Source organism: Mesorhizobium sp. (genome assembly GCF_041661565.1).
In the GTDB taxonomy this organism is placed as follows: domain Bacteria; phylum Pseudomonadota; class Alphaproteobacteria; order Rhizobiales; family Rhizobiaceae; genus Mesorhizobium.
This window is the reverse complement of record NZ_JBAZUD010000101.1, coordinates 1-19,135: the sequence shown is the minus strand read 5'-3', so window position 1 is coordinate 19,135 and position 19,135 is coordinate 1. Positions and strand designations below refer to the sequence as shown.

General features: G+C 64.0%; 21 protein-coding genes. 9 read left to right on the top strand and 12 right to left on the bottom strand.

Annotation, left to right across the window (positions count from 1 at the left end; translation table 11 throughout):
• Positions 1 to 214 (bottom strand): LysE family transporter (locus WC739_RS17570; protein ID WP_372954295.1); only part of this gene is annotated, 214 nt, incomplete at its 3' end.
• A 425-nt stretch (positions 215 to 639) separates the two neighbouring features.
• Between WC739_RS17570 and WC739_RS17565 the strand changes: the two genes are divergently transcribed.
• The gene (locus tag WC739_RS17565) at positions 640 to 1,266 is read left to right on the top strand and encodes a DUF1062 domain-containing protein (RefSeq protein ID WP_372954294.1); all 627 of its coding nucleotides are present in this window, start codon (positions 640 to 642) and stop codon (positions 1,264 to 1,266) included.
• An 18-nt stretch (positions 1,267 to 1,284) separates the two neighbouring features.
• On the opposite strand, the gene WC739_RS17560 is transcribed toward WC739_RS17565, so the two are convergent.
• Together WC739_RS17560 and typA are read right to left on the bottom strand one after the other, a co-directional pair.
• Positions 1,285 to 1,491, bottom strand: coding sequence for a hypothetical protein (locus WC739_RS17560; protein WP_372954293.1), 207 nt, complete (start codon positions 1,489 to 1,491; stop codon positions 1,285 to 1,287).
• A 16-nt stretch (positions 1,492 to 1,507) separates the two neighbouring features.
• A complete protein-coding gene (typA, locus tag WC739_RS17555) occupies positions 1,508 to 3,337 on the bottom strand; it encodes a translational GTPase TypA (RefSeq protein WP_372954292.1) in 1,830 nt (609 codons plus the stop codon).
• A 194-nt stretch (positions 3,338 to 3,531) separates the two neighbouring features.
• On the opposite strand from typA, the gene WC739_RS17550 reads away from it, so the two are divergent.
• Positions 3,532 to 3,813, top strand: a complete 282-nt coding sequence (locus tag WC739_RS17550) for a hypothetical protein (RefSeq protein ID WP_372954291.1) — start codon at positions 3,532 to 3,534, stop codon at positions 3,811 to 3,813.
• A 91-nt stretch (positions 3,814 to 3,904) separates the two neighbouring features.
• Here WC739_RS17550 and WC739_RS17545 read toward each other — a convergent pair whose 3' ends face one another.
• Both WC739_RS17545 and WC739_RS17540 read right to left on the bottom strand, forming a co-directional pair.
• Positions 3,905 to 5,479, bottom strand: coding sequence for an alkaline phosphatase (locus WC739_RS17545; protein WP_372954290.1), 1,575 nt, complete (start codon positions 5,477 to 5,479; stop codon positions 3,905 to 3,907).
• A 133-nt stretch (positions 5,480 to 5,612) separates the two neighbouring features.
• On the bottom strand, positions 5,613 to 6,896 hold the full coding sequence (locus WC739_RS17540) for an MFS transporter (protein WP_372954289.1): 1,284 nt from the start codon (positions 6,894 to 6,896) through the stop codon (positions 5,613 to 5,615).
• A gap of 74 nt (positions 6,897 to 6,970) precedes the next feature.
• On the opposite strand from WC739_RS17540, the gene WC739_RS17535 reads away from it, so the two are divergent.
• Positions 6,971 to 7,588 carry a TetR/AcrR family transcriptional regulator gene (locus WC739_RS17535; protein ID WP_372954288.1) on the top strand — a complete coding sequence of 206 codons (618 nt, stop codon included), beginning with the start codon at positions 6,971 to 6,973 and terminating at the stop codon, positions 7,586 to 7,588.
• Positions 7,589 to 7,631: 43 nt separating this feature from the next.
• Positions 7,632 to 8,225 (top strand): hypothetical protein, encoded by a 594-nt coding sequence (locus WC739_RS17530; RefSeq protein ID WP_372954287.1) that lies wholly within the window; start codon positions 7,632 to 7,634, stop codon positions 8,223 to 8,225.
• 80 nt (positions 8,226 to 8,305) lie between these two features.
• Here the strand turns inward: WC739_RS17530 and ppa are convergent, their stop codons facing one another.
• The 6 genes from ppa to WC739_RS17500 all read right to left on the bottom strand — a co-directional run bounded on the left by ppa (position 8,306) and on the right by WC739_RS17500 (position 12,775).
• The gene (ppa, locus tag WC739_RS17525; RefSeq protein ID WP_372954286.1) at positions 8,306 to 8,839 is read right to left on the bottom strand and encodes an inorganic diphosphatase; all 534 of its coding nucleotides are present in this window, start codon (positions 8,837 to 8,839) and stop codon (positions 8,306 to 8,308) included.
• Between the two features lie 111 nt (positions 8,840 to 8,950).
• Entirely contained in the window at positions 8,951 to 9,457 is a 507-nt protein-coding gene (locus tag WC739_RS17520; RefSeq protein ID WP_372954285.1) for an N-acetyltransferase family protein, read from the bottom strand.
• Between the two features lie 118 nt (positions 9,458 to 9,575).
• A complete protein-coding gene (locus tag WC739_RS17515; RefSeq protein WP_372954284.1) occupies positions 9,576 to 10,214 on the bottom strand; it encodes a TPM domain-containing protein in 639 nt (212 codons plus the stop codon).
• A gap of 7 nt (positions 10,215 to 10,221) precedes the next feature.
• Complete coding sequence (locus tag WC739_RS17510) at positions 10,222 to 11,112, bottom strand: YgcG family protein (protein WP_372954283.1); 891 nt, start codon at positions 11,110 to 11,112, stop codon at positions 10,222 to 10,224.
• A 4-nt stretch (positions 11,113 to 11,116) separates the two neighbouring features.
• The gene (locus WC739_RS17505) at positions 11,117 to 11,959 is read right to left on the bottom strand and encodes a YgcG family protein (RefSeq protein ID WP_372954282.1); all 843 of its coding nucleotides are present in this window, start codon (positions 11,957 to 11,959) and stop codon (positions 11,117 to 11,119) included.
• Positions 11,960 to 12,136: 177 nt separating this feature from the next.
• On the bottom strand, positions 12,137 to 12,775 hold the full coding sequence (locus WC739_RS17500; RefSeq protein WP_372954281.1) for a LemA family protein: 639 nt from the start codon (positions 12,773 to 12,775) through the stop codon (positions 12,137 to 12,139).
• Between the two features lie 161 nt (positions 12,776 to 12,936).
• On the opposite strand from WC739_RS17500, the gene WC739_RS17495 reads away from it, so the two are divergent.
• The 5 genes from WC739_RS17495 to WC739_RS17475 all read left to right on the top strand — a co-directional run bounded on the left by WC739_RS17495 (position 12,937) and on the right by WC739_RS17475 (position 17,549).
• Positions 12,937 to 13,188: a hypothetical protein gene (locus WC739_RS17495; RefSeq protein WP_372954280.1), complete on the top strand. Its 252-nt coding sequence runs from the start codon at positions 12,937 to 12,939 to the stop codon at positions 13,186 to 13,188.
• Positions 13,189 to 13,200: 12 nt separating this feature from the next.
• Entirely contained in the window at positions 13,201 to 14,085 is an 885-nt protein-coding gene (pdxY, locus tag WC739_RS17490) for a pyridoxal kinase PdxY (RefSeq protein ID WP_372954279.1), read from the top strand.
• Between the two features lie 179 nt (positions 14,086 to 14,264).
• Entirely contained in the window at positions 14,265 to 14,909 is a 645-nt protein-coding gene (locus WC739_RS17485; protein WP_372954278.1) for a carbonic anhydrase, read from the top strand.
• Between the two features lie 77 nt (positions 14,910 to 14,986).
• Complete coding sequence (locus tag WC739_RS17480) at positions 14,987 to 15,403, top strand: nuclear transport factor 2 family protein (RefSeq protein WP_372954277.1); 417 nt, start codon at positions 14,987 to 14,989, stop codon at positions 15,401 to 15,403.
• 91 nt (positions 15,404 to 15,494) lie between these two features.
• Positions 15,495 to 17,549 carry a M3 family metallopeptidase gene (locus WC739_RS17475; protein WP_372954276.1) on the top strand — a complete coding sequence of 685 codons (2,055 nt, stop codon included), beginning with the start codon at positions 15,495 to 15,497 and terminating at the stop codon, positions 17,547 to 17,549.
• Between the two features lie 162 nt (positions 17,550 to 17,711).
• On the opposite strand, the gene WC739_RS17470 is transcribed toward WC739_RS17475, so the two are convergent.
• On the bottom strand, positions 17,712 to 19,135 hold a 1,424-nt coding region (locus WC739_RS17470; RefSeq protein ID WP_372954275.1), incomplete at its 5' end, for a M81 family metallopeptidase.

Below are 19,135 nucleotides of genomic sequence, written 5' to 3'. Positions count from 1 at the left end.
AGGCGAAATGGAAGGTCTGCGCCACGACGGCCAGCCCGAACACCGCCAGCGACAGCCAGATGCCCTCGCCGATCCACATGGCGAGCAGGAACGGGAACACGTCGCGAAAACCCTTGGAGATGACACGCGCGACAAGCGCCGCGATCGATGGGCCGGGTGAGCCGGCGGCCACGAACAAGGCGGCGGCGAAGATCAGCAGCGATGTAAGGTGCATGGCTGTACTCATTTTTGTTGAAACCGTATGGTATTCGATTAGGTCCCGTTTGGCACCTGCGACCGACGCAATCATTGCCAGCTGGAGGAGTGTCGACCGCCAGTTTCAGGCCTTGCCGTTCCCATTGGTCCCCGCTAGAAAACCCGCCGCGAAACAATTTCGAGCTTTACTTTGCCTCAGTAACCGCCGGTCTCGTCAACTCCCCCGACACACCTGATGGCGCCGCCTCCGCGGTGCCTGTTTCATTTTCATGTGTTCCTCTGGGCGGCGGTTCGAGACCGGTTTGGCACTGCTGAACCGCTGTCGCGCGCAACCGCCCGTGACGCCTGATTTCCGATCATAGCAAGCTTGCGCCACGCCGTGCCCGCATGGGCATCTCGATAGAGCCGACCTGACGAACTTCCCAACGGGAAGGCCCTATCGGCATGTCCGGCACTCTGCGCATACATTGGGTGATCGTACCCAGGACCCAACCTCGACCACTCATCAACTGCAATCGCTGCGGCACTGTGAAGGCCTATCGCTGCAGCGAAAAATTTCGCGTCAACGCCAACGGCAAGCGAATCGACGTCTGGTTGATCTATCGCTGCATCGAGTGCGACAATTCCTGGAATTTCGGCATTCTCGAGCGCTGCAACCGCCGCGATATCGAGCCGGCGTTGCTGCAGGCATTCGAGAGCAATGATCCGACGCTGGCCCGGCGGCATGCCTTCGATATAGTGGCGTTGCGAAACCGTGCGGGACGCGTGGAGGAATTTTCCGACGTCGCCGTTCACAAGCACAGGGTCGGCGACAAGAGCGAAAGCGTAGCCGCGCTTGAAATCACGCTTGCATTGGAAATGCCAACATCGCTCCGGCTCGACCGGCTGCTTGCCAACGAATTCGGCATCTCGCGGTCGCGGCTACAGGCGCCGGAGGAGAGGCGTCTGCTGATCGTCGATCAGGACGGGGCCAAAGCCTTGCGCAGGCCGGCCCGGCAGGGAATGACGATCCGCGTCGACGTGACCGGCGAGCCCGACCTTGAAACCATTATCTCGGCTGCCGGCGGATGAACCGACGGCGGCCGAGGCTCAATCGCTCTCTTGCGAGGTCGCGGCGATCAGAGCCTTGGCTGCTTCGAGATCGCTGTCGGCGACCTGTACGTGGATCAGGCCTTGCCTTGTCGTATCAAGATGCGCCGAAGACGCATAGATTCCATATGCGTCAAGCATTGAGAGGCAGACTTCGGCCTCGGGCCGATTGTCGAACACCGCGACCGTTCCCAGTTTGCCGCTCATATGCCTGGCAGTGCCCTTACGCCGCGCCGACCGCCTTGGCCGACTTCTCGAAGCGCTTGCGCTCGTTGGGGTCGAGATAGAGCTTGCGCAGCCGGATGGTCTTCGGCGTCACCTCGACCAGCTCGTCGTCCTGGATCCAGGCCAGCGCCTTCTCCAGCGTCATGCGGATCGGCGGGGTCAGCTTCACCGCTTCGTCCTTGCCGGCGGCGCGGATGTTGGTGAGCTTCTTGCCCTTCAGCACGTTCACTTCGAGGTCGTTGTCGCGCGAATGGATGCCGATGATCATGCCCTGGTAGACCTTGACGCCGGGATCGATGACCATCGGGCCGCGGTCTTCCAGGTTCCACATGGCATAGGCCACGGCCTCGCCCTGTTCGTTGGAGATCAGCACGCCGTTGGTGCGGCCGGGCAATTCGCCCTTGTAGGGCTCGTAGGCATGGAACAGCCGGTTCATCACGGCGGTGCCGCGCGTGTCGGTCAACAGTTCCGACTGATAGCCGATCAGGCCGCGCGTCGGCGCGTGGAAGACGATGCGCTGGCGGTTGCCGCCGGACGGACGCAGCTCGACCATCTCGGCCTTGCGCTCCGACATCTTCTGCACGACGACGCCGGCATGTTCCTCGTCGACGTCGATGACGACTTCCTCGACCGGCTCCAGCAATTCGCCGTTCTCGCCCTTCTGCATGACGACGCGCGGACGCGACACGGCGATCTCGAAGCCTTCGCGGCGCATCGTCTCGATCAGCACGGCCAGCTGCAACTCGCCGCGGCCGGAGACGAAGAACGAATCCTTGTCAGGCGATTCCTCGATCTTCAGCGCGACATTGCCCTCGGCCTCGCGCAACAGGCGGTCGCGGATGACGCGGCTGGTCACCTTGTCGCCTTCGGTGCCGGCCAGCGGCGAATCGTTGACGAGGAAGGACATGGTCACGGTCGGCGGATCGATCGGCTGCGCATGCAGCGGCTCGGTCACAGCCGGATCGCAGAACGTGTCGGCGACGGTGCCCTTCGACAGGCCGGCAATGGCGACGATGTCGCCCGCCTGGGCTTCCTCGATCGGCTGGCGCTCGAGGCCGCGGAAAGCGAGGATCTTGGAGATGCGGCCGGTTTCGACCAGCGTGCCGTCATGGTGCAGCACCTTGACCGGCTGGTTGGACTTCAGCGTGCCGGATTCGATGCGGCCGGTGATGATGCGGCCGAGGAAGGGGTTGGCTTCCAGGATGGTGCCGATCATGCGGAACGGGCCGGGATGCACGGTCGGCGCCGGCACGTGCTTGATGACGAGGTCGAACAGCGGCGCCAGGCCCTGGTCCTTCGGGCCTTCCGGATTTTCGGAGACCCAGCCGTCGCGGCCTGAACCGTAAAGGATCGGGAAGTCGAGCTGCTCGTCGGTGGCGTCGAGCGCGGCAAACAGGTCGAACACCTCGTTGACCACCTCGACATGGCGGGCGTCCGGCCGGTCGATCTTGTTGATGACGACGATCGGCTTGAGGCCGACCTTGAGCGCCTTGCCGACGACGAACTTGGTCTGCGGCATCGGGCCCTCGGCGGCGTCGACCAGCACGATTGCCGAATCCACCATCGACAGGATGCGCTCGACCTCGCCGCCGAAATCGGCGTGCCCGGGCGTATCGACGATGTTGATGCGCGTATCCTTCCAGTCGACCGAGGTCGCCTTGGCCAGGATGGTGATGCCGCGCTCCTTTTCCAGGTCGTTGGAATCCATGGCGCGCTCGGCGACGCGCTGGTTGTCGCGGAAGGAGCCGGATTGCTTCAACAGCTGGTCGACCAGGGTGGTCTTTCCATGGTCGACGTGCGCGATGATCGCGATATTACGGATTTTCATGTTTCTGGTCTCGGGAGCGTTGCAGACAGCAGGCCAAAAGGCGCTGCCTCTTTCGGTTGCGCGGCTCATACAGGGTTTTTCGCAATTGCGAAAGGGCACGCGAGGCACCAAATACTCATCAAATCTTAAGCATCCGCGTGTGAGATGATTTTGTTAACCAAGGCGGAACCTTTCGGGGTCCGGGCAGTTCGACCATGATGACCGACAAACTCAACCGATTTTGGCCGCTTATCGCGTCGGCGGCGTTTGCCATGCTGGTCGCGGCCAACGCCGCTCAGTCGGCGGCGTCGCAAAAAGAGGCGAGGCCTGCGCTCTCCAATGCGCAGTCGGCCGAACAAGTCTTCGCCGACGCGCCCGACGGCGTCGACCCGATGACGACAGGCCCGGTCAGCGCCGCCCTCAAGCAGAGGCAGGCCGCCGCCAATTGCGACAGCGCCGTCTGGCCGAACATTCCGATGGTCTGCTATCCCGATTGACGACCGCGGACCGCCGGTCGTCCTCGCAGGGCGACAGGCAACGAATTTTAGCGGAGAAACGCTTCGGAACGCCGTTCTTGCTCGGCTTCGCCTAGGCCGGCCGCACCGGATCAAGCGTGACCTTGTAGAGTTCGTTGTCGTCGCGATCCATCAGCCGCACCGTCAGCTGTTCGCTGGCGCCGCTGATATCGACCAGTCCGAAGAACTGCAGTCCTGCCGATGGCGGCAGGTTCTGGCCCTGTTCGGCGGTCGGCGCCTTGATGAACTTCAGTTCCGGACCGAAGGTCATGTCGAAATCGTTGGGCCCGAACGTGCCGGCATGGATCGGTCCCGAGACGAATTCCCAAAACGGATTGAAATCCTGGAACTGCGCCTTGTCGGGATTGTAATAGTGCGCCGCCGTGTAGTGCACGTCGGCCGTCAGCCAGACAGTGTTGTCGATGCCGGCGGTCTTGATGTAGCGCAGCAGGTCCGCGATCTCGAGCTCGCGGCCCTTTGGCGCACCATTGTCGCCGTTGCTCACCGCCTCGGCGCCGGCCTTCTTGGCGCCGTCGTCCCAGACGACGAGGCCAAGCGGCATGTCGGCGGCAATGATTTTCCAGGTCGCCTTCGAATTTGCCAGCTCCCGCTTCAGCCACTTCGTCTGCTGTTCGCCAAGCATGCGCGATTGCGGCGTCATTTCATCCTGCATGTCCGGACCGTTCGGCCCGCGATAGGCCCGCATGTCGAGGAAGAACACGTCGAGAAGAGGCCCGTAGGCGATCTTGCGATAGACGCGGCCGGGTTCGGACGGTTCGTAGCGGATGGTCGTCATCTCGTGGAAGGCGCGCGCCGCCCGCGCCGCCAGCACATGAATGGATTTCTCGGTGTAACGAGTGTCGGCGCTCAGGTCCTTCGAGTCCGACCAGTTGTTCAGCACCTCGTGGTCGTCCCACTGGTAGAAGGTCGGACAGATGGCGCTCAAGCCCAGCACGTTCCTGTCCATCATGTTGTATTTCCACTGGTCGCGATATTCGTCCAGCGTCTCGGCCACCTTGCGCTTGCCGTCGATCATCACGACGTTCTTCCACTTGCCGCCGCCCGGCAGGTCGACCTCGTCCTTCATCGCGCCGTCGGCATAGATGGTGTCGCCCGAATGCAGGAAGAAATCGGGTGTGTGCTTGCCGATGGTGGCATAGGTCTTCATGCCGGTCTCATCGATGCCCCATCCCTGGCCGGCGGTGTCGCCCGACCAGGCGAACTTGATGTCGCGCCGGGAAGCGGGCGCGGTGCGGAAACGGCCGGTGATCGGCTCGGAGACGGCGTTGACGTCGGCAAGATCGGCCGCCGTCATGCGATAGAAGATGTCCTGGTCGGAGGCGAGATCGGTGAGCAGGCGCTTCACCGTGTAGTCACTCGCCGGCGAGGTATCGAGCGGCGCCAGGCGAGTCGCATTGGCGAAATCCTCTGTCGACGACACTTCGAACATGACGCGCGACGGACGGTCCGTGCGCGTCCAGACCATGCCGCTGGTGGCGTCGACATCGCCCGACTGGACGCCATGCGTGAAGGCCGGACGCTGGCTCGCACGCGAATAGTATGGAAGCGCCAGGCCGGAAACGCCGACCAGGCCAGCGGCGCTGGCGGACGTGACGAAGGCCCGGCGGGTGATCGAGAGCTTGTTCATGGCTGTCTCCTGGATGGCGTTGAACGGTGCCCCCAAGGTCCAGCGTCAATGTTTCAGCGTCATCTCGAAACCATGAAGTTTTTCTGACAACTGACCTGTCCTTCTCCCTTTGTGGGGAGAAGGGGAAGAGCGCTCAGGCCGCCTGCGGCTCTGGATCGAAGGCCGGCCGGCTCGTGTTGATCAGCAGCGAGAGGCAAGCGGCGGCGATCGCCGTCATGCCGGCGATCAGGAAGGCAAGCTCGTAATTGCCTTGCAGTTCGCGCATCGTGCCGCCGAAGGCGGCTGCCGAGGCCGCGCCGATCTGATGGCCGGCGACGATCCAGCCGAACACGATCGGGCCGCTGCGGTCGCCGAACGCTTCGTTGGCCAGCCTCAGGGTCGGCGGCACGGTGGCGATCCAGTCGAGGCCGTAGAGGACCGAGAAGATGATCAGGCTTGTCGCCGAAAAACCGGAATAAGGCAGGTAGATCAGCGACAGGCCCCGGATGCCGTAATAAACGCCGAGCAGCTTGCGCGGGTCGTAGCGGTCGGTGAGCCAGCCCGACAACGTCGTTCCGATCAGGTCGAAGATACCCATCATCGACAAGAGGCCCGCCGCCTGCACCTCGCCGATGCCCATGTCGCCGCAAAAGGCGATCAGATGCGTGCCGACCAGGCCGTTGGTGGTGAAGCCGCAGACGAAGAAGGTGGCGAACAGGTACCAGAACACGCGCGTGCCGGCGGCGCGGCGCAGGGTCGAAAAAGTGTGTGCGAGGAAATTGCCCTGCGATGCCGGCGGTGTCGGCGGCACGTCGTCGGCTTCGGCGCCGAAGCGCACCATGCCGATCGACGCGGGACGCTCCGGCACCAGCAGCCACACCAGCGGAATCATGGCCGCCGTGGCGATCGAGACCGCGATGACGACCGGCTGCCATCCGCCCGATTGCGCCAATGCGGCGATCAACGGCAGGAACACCAGCATGCCGGATGCACTGGAGGCCGACATCAGGCCCATGACCAGGCCGCGATTGGTCTTGAACCAGCGGTTGACGATCGTGGCCCCGAGCACGCTGGCGACAGCGCCGGAACCAATGCCGGAAAACACCCCCCAGGTCACGAAAAGATGCCATGGCTTGGTCATCAGCAGGCTGAGCGCGGTCGAGCCCGACATCACCACCAGCGAGGCGAGCAGGGTGCGGCGCAACCCGATCCGCTCCATCAGGGCAGCGGCGAACGGACCGGTCAAACCGTAGAGCAGGATGCCGACGCCGGCGGCCAGCGAGATGACGTCGCGCCGCCAGCCCAGGCTGCTTTCCAGCGGCAACATCATGACCGAGGGCGCCGAACGCAGGCCGGCCGCGACCAGCAGGCAAAGAAAGATCACGCCGACCACGACAAAGGCGTAGCGCTGGCCAAACGGACGGGATTGAGCTATCATGTTACTGACCGGTACGTTACAGGGTGGAGGTTGTATACGTACCGATCGGTAACACTGTCAATCGAGTCATCATGATGCCAACGGACAGAAATATTGAACTGACCATCAGCGACGGTCATGCATCGGCTGCGCCGAGGGCCGCCAAGAAGATCCTCGATGTGGCCTACGACCTGTTTTACCGGCGCGGTATCAGGGCGATCGGCGTCGACGAGATCGTCAGGCGCGCCGGCGTTACCAAGCCCAGCCTCTATCGCAGCTTTCCCTCCAAGGACGAATTGGCAGCCTCCTATCTCAGGCAGTACGACCTCGATTTCTGGAAGCGCTTCGACGAGGCGGTCGACGCCCATCCCGGCGATCCACGCGCGCAGATCAAGGCTTTCCTGACCCGTGTCGGCAAGCGCACGCAGCTGCCGGATTATCGAGGTTGCGGCATGACCAATGCGGCGGTCGAATATCCCGAACGCGGCCATCCCGCCCGCGTGGTCAGCGAGGCCAACAAGCATGAACTGCGCCGCCGCCTGCGCGCCATGGCGCTCGCGATGGGCGCGACCGACGCCGACATGCTGGGCGACGGGCTGCTGCTCCTGATCGAAGGCGCCTATATCAGCGGCCAGCTGTTCGGGCTGGGCGGGCCGGCGCAGTCGGTGGCGACGAATGCCGACCTGCTGATCGAAGCCAGCTTGAAGAAATAGCGATTGCCGCTACGCTGCGCCGGCTGCAACGGAGCTGCCGGCCATGCGTGCCATTCTGATCGGGCTTGCCTTTGCGGGCCTCTGCCACGGAGCTCGCGCCGACGGCATTTCCAGCGCCTACACCGACCTCGACTGGAAGACGGACTGCGTCACCTACGCGCAAGCCGACGAGGGCGAGGGCGACTGGGCCGATCTCGCCTGTTCCGGCTATCGCGGCTATCCGGTGCTGGTCGCCTATGACGACGCCCGCGAATCACTGTTCTATGGATTTCCGCCCGGCGGCGACATGACATCGGTCTGGGAGAGCTTTTCCGGCTTCAATTCGTCCGGAGCCAAGGTCGAGTGGCGAATCGAGACCAAGGGCGAAAAGGCCGTGCCCTTCGCGGCCATCCATCGCCGTTCTGTCAGCAATGGCGAGGATGAGAGCAAGCCGACCGAAGTGCTGCTCGTCTCCAAGGTCGGCCAGATGGACGCACGTCAAAGCTGCACGGTCGGCCTGGTGCTGGCCACCGGCAACCCGCAAGCCAACGATCAGGCGCGCAAGCTTGCCGACGAAAAGGCGCGCGCCTTCGCCTGCGGCAAGGACAAGCCTGTCGTCATCGGCAACGTGCCGGCTTTCGGCCGGGTGGATAACTAGTCTAGGGACTTTGGCCCTCGCGCCTGCGTTTTGAAAGATACCACCGTTTAGCCCGAAGGAAGCGATGCCGGTCCCGTCGCTTACTTGCTCGCCTTTGCCCGCGCGATCGCGTCGACGATCATCTTCTTGGCATAGGCGGAATCGTGCCAGCCTTCGATCTTGACCCATTTGCCGGGCTCCAGATCCTTGTAGTGCTCGAAGAAGTGCTGCACCTGCTGGCGGGTGATGTCGGGCAGCTGCGTGTATTCGGTGACGTTCTCGTAGCGCAGCGTCAGCTTGGGTGACGGCACGGCGATGACTTTCTCGTCCTGGCCGGCATTGTCTTCCATCACCAGCACGCCGATGGGCCGCACATTGATGACGCAGCCCGGCACCAGCGCGCGCGTGTTGCAGACCAGAACGTCGATGGGATCGCCATCGCCCGACAGCGTGTGCGGCACGAAGCCGTAATTGCCGGGATAACGCATCGAGGTGTGCAGGAAACGGTCGACGAACAGCGTGCCGGCTTCCTTGTCCATCTCGTACTTGATCGGCTCGCCGCCGATCGGCACCTCGATGATGACGTTGATGTCCTCAGGCGGATTCTTTCCGATGGCTATGGCTTCAATGCGCATGGCTTTATCCCTCTCTCGATGAAAGACCGATAGCGGGAGGCGCGGCACGGTGCAATGCGGCGAATGGTGCTGGAGACGACTAGAAGACGCAAACGAAGCGAGTAGGGGTCGTCATTCCCAGACGAAGGCAACCTTCTTCAGCGCCTTCTGCTCGAAGATCTCGACGCCCTCGGCGACGTCGCGGCCGCCCACGCCGGCATAAAAGGCGAGCGCGTTCTGATTGTCCTCGAGCGCCCACACCACCATGCCCTTCAGCCCACGATCGGTCAGCCGCGCCCTGGCCGCCGCGAACAGGCGGCTGCCGAGACCGATGCCCTGATATTCCGGGCGCATGTACAGTTCGTAGATCTCGCCCTGCTGCCTGAGTTCGCGCGCCCGGTTCTTGCCGATCGTGGCATAGCCGGCGATCTTGCCGCCGATCTCGACGACCAGAACGGTCGCGGCTCGGCGAATGGCGTTCGCCCACCAGTCGGCGCCGCGCCGGTTGATCATCGATGTCAGGGTGCGGTGTGGAATGATGCCCGAATAGGCCCCGTGCCAGGCCTGGAGATGCACGTCGGCTATCGCCTCGGCATCGCGCGGCTCGGCCTTCCGGATATCGATCGTCAGCGTATTCATGATTTGTTAACCATAAACCCGCATCGCCCGATTGCAAGAGTCCGGGCCGCCAACGAAACGCTTTCTCACAGTCGATCATCGCGTCAGCGACGTCGCCCCGAAAACTCCCTGCAAGGGCTCAGATCTCGACCAGATGGTCCTCCAGTTCGTTGGTGTCCCCCGATGTGACCGGGAAATGTTCGGCCAGCACCGCCCCCACCAATTCGATGGCCTTGACGAAGCCGTCGGCCAGACGGTCATCGCCGGCATGCGCGGTCAGGTCGCGTATGACGCCATCCCAGACATGCTGGCCGACCTTGGCATCGATGCCGCTGTCGGCGACGACCTCGGCATAGTGTTCGGCAATCGAGACGAACACCAGCACGCCGGTGCGCGCCGTGGTGCGGTGGACGTTGCGGGCGAGGAACTGCTTGACTGCGTTGGCGTGCGCGGCCTGGAAGCGCAGCCGCCTCGGCACCAGATGGATGCGCAGGCCGGGCAGCGCCCACAGCAACGCCAGCACGCATCCCAGCGCCAGCAGCTGGGCGATGATGAAATGCGGCAGCCGGATCGACAGCCACCAGGCCTCCAGCCCGAAGCCGACGGCCAGGCTGACAACCAGAATGCCTGCTGTCGCCATGAAGGCGGCCGGGAAGAAGTAACCGTCGCTGGCTTGCGCCACGACGCAGTAGATCTCGCCATCGGTCCGGGCCTCGGCGGCGCGGATCGCTGCGGCGATGCGCTCGTGATCCGTAGGGCTGATCGGTCGTGTTGCCATGATTGCCTCACCAGCTTCCTGAAGAACCGCCACCGCCGGATGAGCCGCCGCCACCCGAAAATCCACCGCCGCTCGAGCCGGACGACCAGCCGCCGCCGGAGCTGCCAGATGACCAGCCGCTGCCGGACGACGAGCCCGTCGTCCAACCGCTGCCCGACGCCGACCCACCCCGCCCGCGGCCATAGCGGAAGGTCATGCCCAGCCATCTATACACGCCCGGCGACAGCTTTGTGCCGAACATCGGCGGCAGGAATGCCATCGCCACACCGCCGAAAAACATTGTCGCCCACAGGATGAGGAACACCACGACGATCGGATCCATGGGCGTGCTGCTGTCGGCGGGATTGCGCTTGCCGCGCGCCTCCAGCTCCTCCGGATTGCCTTCCAGCACCATGACCATGTCGTCGACGGCCTTCGAAATGCCGCCCGCAAAATCGCCGGCACGGAACGCCGGCAGCATGTCGTTTTCGATGATCAGCTTGGTGTGCAGGTCGGTCAGCGTGCCTTCAAGCCCATAGCCGACCTCGATGCGCATCTTGCGGTCATTCCTGGCCACCAACAGCAGCACGCCGTTGTTTTCGCCGGCCTGGCCAAGCTTCCAGAACCGGAACAGCCGGTTGGCATAGGGTTCGATCTCCTCGCCGTCGAGGCTCGGAATGGTGGCGACGACGATCTGGTCCGAACCCTTTTTCTCGAAGTCCGCGAGCTTTTGCGCCAGCGCCGCCTTGGTCGCGTCGTCGATGATGCCGGCATTGTCGACGACGCGGCCCGTCAGTGCCGGCAAATCGGCGGCAAGGACAGCGAAGCCTGAGAAAAGGACCGCCAGAGCGATCAACACGAGCTGGACCGCCGCGTTAAAACGGCCGCGGCTCGACAAACGGATGCGACCTCTCTTCATGCCGTCACCAGCTTCCCGAGGAGCCGCCGCCCCCGGACGAGCCGCCACCCCCGGAAAAACCGCCACCGCCGCCGCCCGAGGACCAGCCGCCACCCCCGGAAGACCAGCCGCCGCCGGAGGATCGCCTGTGCGGCTCGAACGTCATCCCAAGCCAGCGATAGCGGCCGGGACCGAGCTTGCGGCCGAAGATCGGCGGCAGAGTGGAGGCAGCAAGACTGCCGACCAGGATTATTATCCATATGCCGATGAACACGGTGAAGAACAGGTCGTCGGAATTGAACGGCGCCTGTTGGTTGCGCTCGCCGCGCGCCTCCAGCTCCTCCGGATTGCCTTCCAGCACCATGATCATATCGTCGACGGCCTTCGAGATGCCGCCCGGAAAGTCGCCGGCGCGGAACGCCGGCACCATGTCGTTTTCGATGATCAGCTTGGTGTGCAGGTCGGTCAACGTGCCTTCCAGGCCGTAGCCGACCTCGATGCGCATCTTGTGGTCGTTCGGCGCCACCAGAAGCAGGACGCCGTTGTTCTCCTTCGCCTGGCCAAGTTTCCAGAAGCGGAACAGCCGGTTGGCATAGGGCTCTATCTCCTCGCCGTCGAGGCTGGGAATCGTCGCCACGACGATCTGATCGGAGCCCTTTTTCTCGAAATCCGCGAGTGTCTGCGTCAGCGCCGCCCTGGTCGACGCATCGATGATGCCGGCATTGTCGACGACACGGCCCGTCAACGCCGGGAGGTCGGCGGCGAGGGCTGTGAGGGGGAGAAAGAAAAGGCTCAGAAGAGCGAAAAGCAACCTTAGGCTGGCGTTCCATGGCGCCCCCCTCTGCCCTGCCGGGCATCTCCCCCTCAAGGGGGGAGATTTGCAACTTCGACGCTGGCGCCCGGCTTGCGACATTGAAAATTGGCGAAAGCGGCAATGGCAGCCGATCTCCCCCCTTGAGGGGGAGATGTCCGGCAGGACAGAGGGGGGTGTTTGCACGCCAGCGATTCGTCTTTTCGCGGAATTATTTCGATGACAGTCGCCGTTTCACCCGCCCTGCTTGGTGCCGAAATCGACCTTTGGCGGCTGCATCTTGTCTTCGTCGACGGTGAAGTTCGCGAAAGGCTGGTTGCTGCGGAACCACAGGCTCGCCCAGATCACCGAAGGGAACGTCCTCAGCGTCAGATTATAGTCGCGCACCGCCTGGATGTAGTCGCGCCGCGCCACCGCGATGCGGTTTTCGGTGCCTTCAAGCTGCGCCTGCAGCGCCAGGAAATTCTGGTTGGCCTTGAGATCGGGATAGGCCTCCGACACCGCGATCAGCCGCGACAGCGCGCTGGTCAGACCGGCCTGCGCATCCTGGAACTTCTTGAAGGCTGCGGGATCGTTCAGCGTTTCCGGCGTCACCGTGATCTGCGTCGCCTTGGCGCGCGCCTCGACCACGGCGTCGAGCGTGTCCTTCTCGTGCGCGGCATAGCCTTTGACCGTCTCGACCAGATTGGGAATGAGATCGGCACGGCGCTGGTACTGGTTCAGCACCTCGCTCCATGCCGCCTTGGCGTTTTCCTCGGCCGTCGGGATGGTGTTGTAGCCGCAGCCGGCAAGCAGCGGCAGCACGATGGCCATCATCAGGAAGGCGGGTAGCGTGCGGAAGATGGACGGGGAGGACAGGCGCTGGGCAAACATGATAGGTCCCTCGATAGAAGTTGCATGCGAAGCATTACCACAATCGGCGCGCAAGAAAATGACCCCGCCGCCACCGTCTGCCGGGCACGTCTTGTTGGGCCGCAAGGCCCTGTGACGGGGCCCGCGAACGCGATAAGGTTCGATCGAAACGGGACATCATCATGGCCGAACGCCGGGACAGCGAGAGGGAATCACGCCGCATCCTCGAGCGCATCGCGCGCGAAACGGATCCGGCCGGCAACTCGTTCGTGGCGCGGAGCACGAAGGGCATCCGCGATCACGTCACCGCGGCCGATGCCGATCGCGCCGATCCGATCGAAGTCTGGGGCACCCGCATTGGCCGCACGCTTGGCCTGCTTCTGACACTGGGCCTGATGGTCTGGCTCGTGCTTTACGTCATCCGGGGCAGTTAGGGATCAACAACAATGAGCGCCGAACAAACCGACGCGCCGCGTGCGGTCATCGTCATTTCCAGCCATGTCGCGCGCGGCTCGGTCGGCAACCGCGCCGCCGTCTTCGCGCTGGAGACGCTGGGCTTTCCGGTCTGGGCGGTGCCGACGATCATCCTGCCCTGGCACCCCGGCCATGGACGGGCGACGCGCATCGTGCCGCCGCTCGACCAGTTCAAGGCACTGATGGCCGATCTCGAGCGGGCACCGTGGCTGGGCGAGGTCGGCGCCGTGCTGTCGGGCTATCTCGGCGAGGCCGGCCAGGCCGAGGCCGTCGCCTCGCTGGTCGCCGCCGTGAGGGCGAGGACTCCCGGCGCCCTCTATATCTGCGACCCGGTAATGGGTGATTCGGGCGGCCTCTATGTGCCGGAGCCGACGGCCGTCGCCATGCGCGACCGGCTGATGCCGATCGCCGACATCGCCACGCCCAACCGCTTCGAGCTGGAATGGATGGCCGGCGCACCCCTGCCCGACCTGAAATCGGTGATCGCGGCGGCCCTTCATGCCGGGCCCTCGACCATGCTGGTCACCTCGGCGCCATCCATGATGACGGGCGGCACCGGCAATCTGCTGCTCGACGGCAGCCAGGCGCTGCTCGCCGAGCACCGGCTCATCGACAAGCCGCCGAACGGCCTGGGTGACCTGACGGCGGCTGTCTACCTCGCCCGCGTCCTGTCCGGCCAGCCGCCGATCAAGGCGCTGCAATCGACGACGGCGGCGGTCTACGAAATCCTGGCGCGCACGGCCAAGCGCGGCGGCGACGAATTGCAGCTCGAAACCGATGCGCAGAGCCTGTCGCACCCGATGGCGATGGTGCAGCTTCGCCATCTCACGCATCCGGGACGCGACCGCCGTGCGTGACGTCGGCCGACATCGCGCTTGTCGGTGATGATGTCCGGCGGTCCAACCTTGCGCCTCGCATGGCGATTGCCGGACAGCCAGCCGCGATTCGGCATTGCCCGCGACCGGCTTTTGCCGTTAGAGCCTTTCTGACCGCAACGAGCTGCCGCATCCAACCCGGAAAGGCTCCAGACGCCGCCATGCCTCATCTTCCCGAACACCTTCTCGCCGGATACCGCAATTTCATGAGCGGCCGTTATCTCACCGAGAGCGGTCGCTATCGCGAGCTTGCCCGCGAGGGCCAGGCGCCCGAGACAATGATCGTTGCCTGCTGTGACTCCCGCGCCGCCCCCGAATCGATCTTCGACGCCGGGCCCGGCGAGCTCTTCGTGCTGCGCAATGTCGGCAATCTGGTGCCGCCCTACGCGCCGGACGGCGAGTTCCATTCAACCTCGGCCGCTCTCGAATTCGCCGTGCAAAGCCTCAAGGTGAAGAACATCGTCGTCATGGGGCATGGCCGTTGCGGAGGCATCCGCGCGGCACTGGACCCGGCGGCCGCACCATTGTCTCCCGGCGATTTCATCGGCAAATGGATGAGCCTCATCGCGCCGGCCGCCGAAACCGTTTCTTCAAGCACCTTCATGACCACGACGGAGCGCCAGACTGCGCTCGAGCGGATCTCGATCCGCTATTCCATCGCCAATCTGAGGACCTTTCCCTGCGTCAGTATTCTCGAGGGCAAGGGCCGGTTGTCCCTGCACGGCGCCTGGTTCGACATTTCCAGCGGCGAGCTCTGGGTTATGAACAAGGACACCGGCGATTTCGAAAAGCCGGAGATTGCATAGATCGCGACCGCCGTCCTAACGCCGGCAAAGTGGCAACCCTATGCTGGCAAGGGCGGATTTGAGGATGGAGGCAGCTTATGGGGCAGGATTTCCGTTCGATCGCTTTCGTCGCGGCGGCCCTGCTGCTTTCGATTGTTACTGCCCGCGCCGACGATAACGCCATCATAAGCCGTTGGTATTCGGCGCTCCTGGTGGCGGACCGCACAGAGCTGTCGGACCTGCTTGCCGACGATGTCCGCATAAGACTGGACGATCTCGGCATCGTTCAAGGCAAGCAGGACTTCATCGCCTCGATCGACGAATGGAAGGGCGCGGTTGCCGGCGCGGCGATCCGGCATCGCATCCAGAAGACGGAAGGCGAAGTAACCACCGTCATTGCCTGCTACGACTTCCCCGGCAACGACATGCTGATGCAGGAAACCTTCGCGGTGAGCGACAACCGCATAACCGCCAGCTCGCAGGCGGCGATCGCCGAAAACTGCGACGGATACTGAAGCGGACAGCGGCCAGATGCCGTATTGCGGCTCCAAGGGCGGCGTCCTACATCGGTGACACCCGCCCCCGCCCATCAGCGAAAGACCGTCCATGCCGTCCACAGAACCCGTCGACCTCGCCTCCCATCCGCTGACCGCATGGCAAGGACCGCTTGGCCTGCCCGATTTTACCCGCATCGGCGACGACGAGTTTGCCGCGGTCTTCGACGCCGCGCTGAAGGCGCATGAGGCCGAGATCGAGACCATTGCCGGCAACCGAGACAAGCCGACCATCGAGAACACGCTCCAGGCGCTGGAACTCGCCGGCGATGCGCTCGACCATGTCTCGTCGATCTTCTGGTGCCGCGCCGGCGCCCACACCAATGACGCGATCCAAGCGCTGGAGCGCGAGATCTCGCCGAAAATGTCCAGGCATTTCTCCGCAATTTCAATGAACGAGAGACTGTTTGCCCGCATCGACGAGCTTTACCAGCGGCGCGATGGTTTGGGCCTGGACGCCGAGACGCTGCGCGTGCTGGAAAAGACCTGGAAAGGCTTTGTCCGCTCCGGCGCCAAGCTCGACGCCGAGGGCAAGAAGCGGCTGGCGACGATCAGCGAGGACCTGTCCTCGCTCGGCACGACTTTCGGCCAGAACGTGCTGGCCGACGAGCGCGACTGGGCGCTGTTCCTCGACAAGGCCGACCTTGCCGGCCTGCCGGACTTCCTCAAGAGCTCGATGGCCGAAGCTGCCGAGATGCGCGGTCAGAAGGGTCGCTACGCCGTCACGCTGTCGCGCTCGATCTACGAGCCGTTCTCGACTTTCTCCGAGCGCCGCGACCTGCGCGAGATCGCGTTCCGCGCCTTCACCATGCGCGGCCAGAACGGCGGCGCCACCGACAACACATCGGTGGTGCGCGACACGCTGCGCCTGCGCGCGGAAAAGGCAAAGCTGCTCGGCTATGCCTCCTTCGCGGCACTGAAGCTCGACAACACAATGGCCAAGACGCCGCAAGCGGTGCATGCCCTGCTCGATCCGGTGTGGGCAAAGGCGCTTGAAAAGGCAGCCGCCGATCAAAATCAACTGGAGCGGTTGGCGGCGGAAGCCGGCAGCAACGAGAAATTCGCGGCCTGGGACTGGCGTTTCTACCAGGAGAAGCTGCGCGCCGAGAAATTCGCCTTCGACGAGGCCGAACTGAAGCCTTATCTGCAGCTCGACCGCGTCATAGACGCCTGCTTCGACGTGGCGACAAGACTGTTCGGCATCACTTTCGAGGAAAAGCACGGCATCGCCGCCTGGCATCCGGACGCCCGCGTCTTCGTCGTCAGGAATGCCGATGGCAGCGAGCGCGGCCTGTTCCTGGCCGACTATTTCGCCCGGCCGTCAAAGCGCTCCGGCGCCTGGATGAGCGCGTTGAAGTCCGGTTATAAGCTCGGCCACGGCTCGACGCCGATAATCTACAACATCATGAACTTCGCCAAGCCTCCGGCCGGCGAATCGGCGCTGTTGTCGGTCGATGAAGCCAAGACGCTGTTCCATGAATTCGGCCATGCCCTGCACGGCATGCTGACCGAGGCCACCTGGCCATCGGTGGCGGGCACCTCCGTCAGCCGCGATTTCGTCGAATTGCCGTCCCAGCTCTACGAACACTGGCTGACGGTGCCGGCGGTGCTGGAAAAGCACGCGCTGCATGTGAAGACAGGCAAGCCGATGCCGAAGGCGCTGCTCGACAAGATGCTGGCGACGCGGACTTTTGGCGCCGGCTTCGCCACGGTCGAGTTCACATCCTCCGCCCTGATGGACATGGCGTATCATGCCCGGGCCGATGCGCCCGAGGAACCGCTACGCTTCGAAGCCGAAACGCTTGCCGGGCTCGACATGCCGGACACCATCGCGATGCGCCATCGCACCCCGCATTTCAGCCATGTGTTTTCGGGTGAAGGCTATTCGGCCGGGTATTACTCCTACATGTGGTCGGAAGTGCTGGATGCCGACGCTTTCGCCGCCTTCGAGGAAACCGGCGACCCCTTCGACCCGGAGCTTGCGAAACGGCTGAGGACAAACATCTATGCCGCCGGCGGTTCGAAGGATCCCGAAGAGCTCTACACCGCGTTTCGCGGCAAGATGCCGTCGCCCGAAGCGATGATGGTCAAGCGCGGCTTGGTGTAGCACCCTCTTCCCTTCTCCCCCTTGCGGGAGAAGGTGGATCGGCGCGCAGCGCCGAGACGGATGAGGGGTGTTCCAGCGGAGTGAGGCGTTGGTGTTTCCTGGAACACCCCTCATCCGTCGCCTGCGGCGACACCTTCTCCCACAGGGGGAGAAGGGAGAACGCTAGGCCTTCCAGGGATCCGCCACCCTTGGCCAGATCGGCCGCGTCAGCTTCTTGTAGTCGGTCAACGCCGGATTGCTCGGATAGGAACTCGGCGCCGAGACATAGATGATCTCGGCGGCGATCGGTTCGAAGCCGGCATAGAAATGATTGGTCGACTTGATCAGCAGCACATCCTTGCTCATCGGATCGACGCCGATATTGGAGAAAACATCCGGTTCGAAGGTCTGCGTGCGATTGGTGTTGAGGATGATGTCGACCTCGGTGCCTTCGATGCGGACCAGCGCCGTCGGCCCCAGCGTCACCCGGCTCGGGCCGAAACTCTGCCAGCCTTCCGCAACCGTCTTCAGCACCTTGACGCGCGCGTCGATCGGCTCGCCGGCCAAGGGCCCGGCCTTGCCGCCGAAGCGCAGGTCGATGACCGCGCCCTCGCCCGCCGCGTGGCAGAAGGTCACGGCGATCGGATCCCAGATCGTCGCGACGCCGACATTGCCCAAGCCGCGCGCCAGCATCTGGCGGAGCACGAACGTTCCATCGCCGGCGACGCCGCCGCCGGGGTTGTCCCAGATGTCGGCGATCACCACCGGCTTGCCCTTGTTTTCGGCCCGCACGGCGAGCGCCCGGTCGATGCCGTCGGCGGCGTTCAGCATCGGCATCGCCGTTTTTTCGCGCAACGCGTAGAGTTCGCGTCCCAGCCGCTCCGCAAGCGCGGCGCCACCGTCCTTGTCATTGTAGGTGACCACCAGGATGCGCGTGCCCATCTCGGGCACGTCGGCCGCCATGAAACCGTGGATGACCGAGACCGACAAGACGCCGTCCTTGCCATGCAGGGCCTTGATGCGGTCGACGAAGGAGCGCATCGGCTCGCGGCTGGTCGGCAGCACCTGGATCATGCGGCAGTCGAAGGTCGAGATGACAGGCTTGATCTCGCCGCGCGCCGCCGCGAGGCCAAGCTCGACGACATGTTCGCCCCGCTCGTAGAAATCGGTGTGCGGGAATTCGAGGAAGTAGGCCATGATGTCACAAGCCGCCACGCGCTTGGGCGTCAGATGGCTATGCGGATCGAACTCGGAGGCGACCACCACGCCGAGCCCGACGATTGCCCTCACCCGTTCCAGCAGGTCGCCCTCGCAATCGTCATAGCCTTGCGCCACCATGGCGCCATGCAGGCCGAGGATGACCGCGTCGACCGGCAGTGCCGCCTCGAGCTGGCCGAGGATCTCGTCGCGCAACGCCTCGTAGGTCTGCCGCTGCACCAGGCCGCCAGGCTCCGCCCAGGTGGCGGTGCCTTCGATGACGGTGAGGCCTTCCGCGGCCGCGCGGCGGCGCAAGGCGACGATCGGCGAAGAACACAAAGTCGGCGTTTCAGGATGCTTGCCGGGTCCGGCATAGAAGGCCATCTCGAACGAGGCCCGGTCGGTCGGCA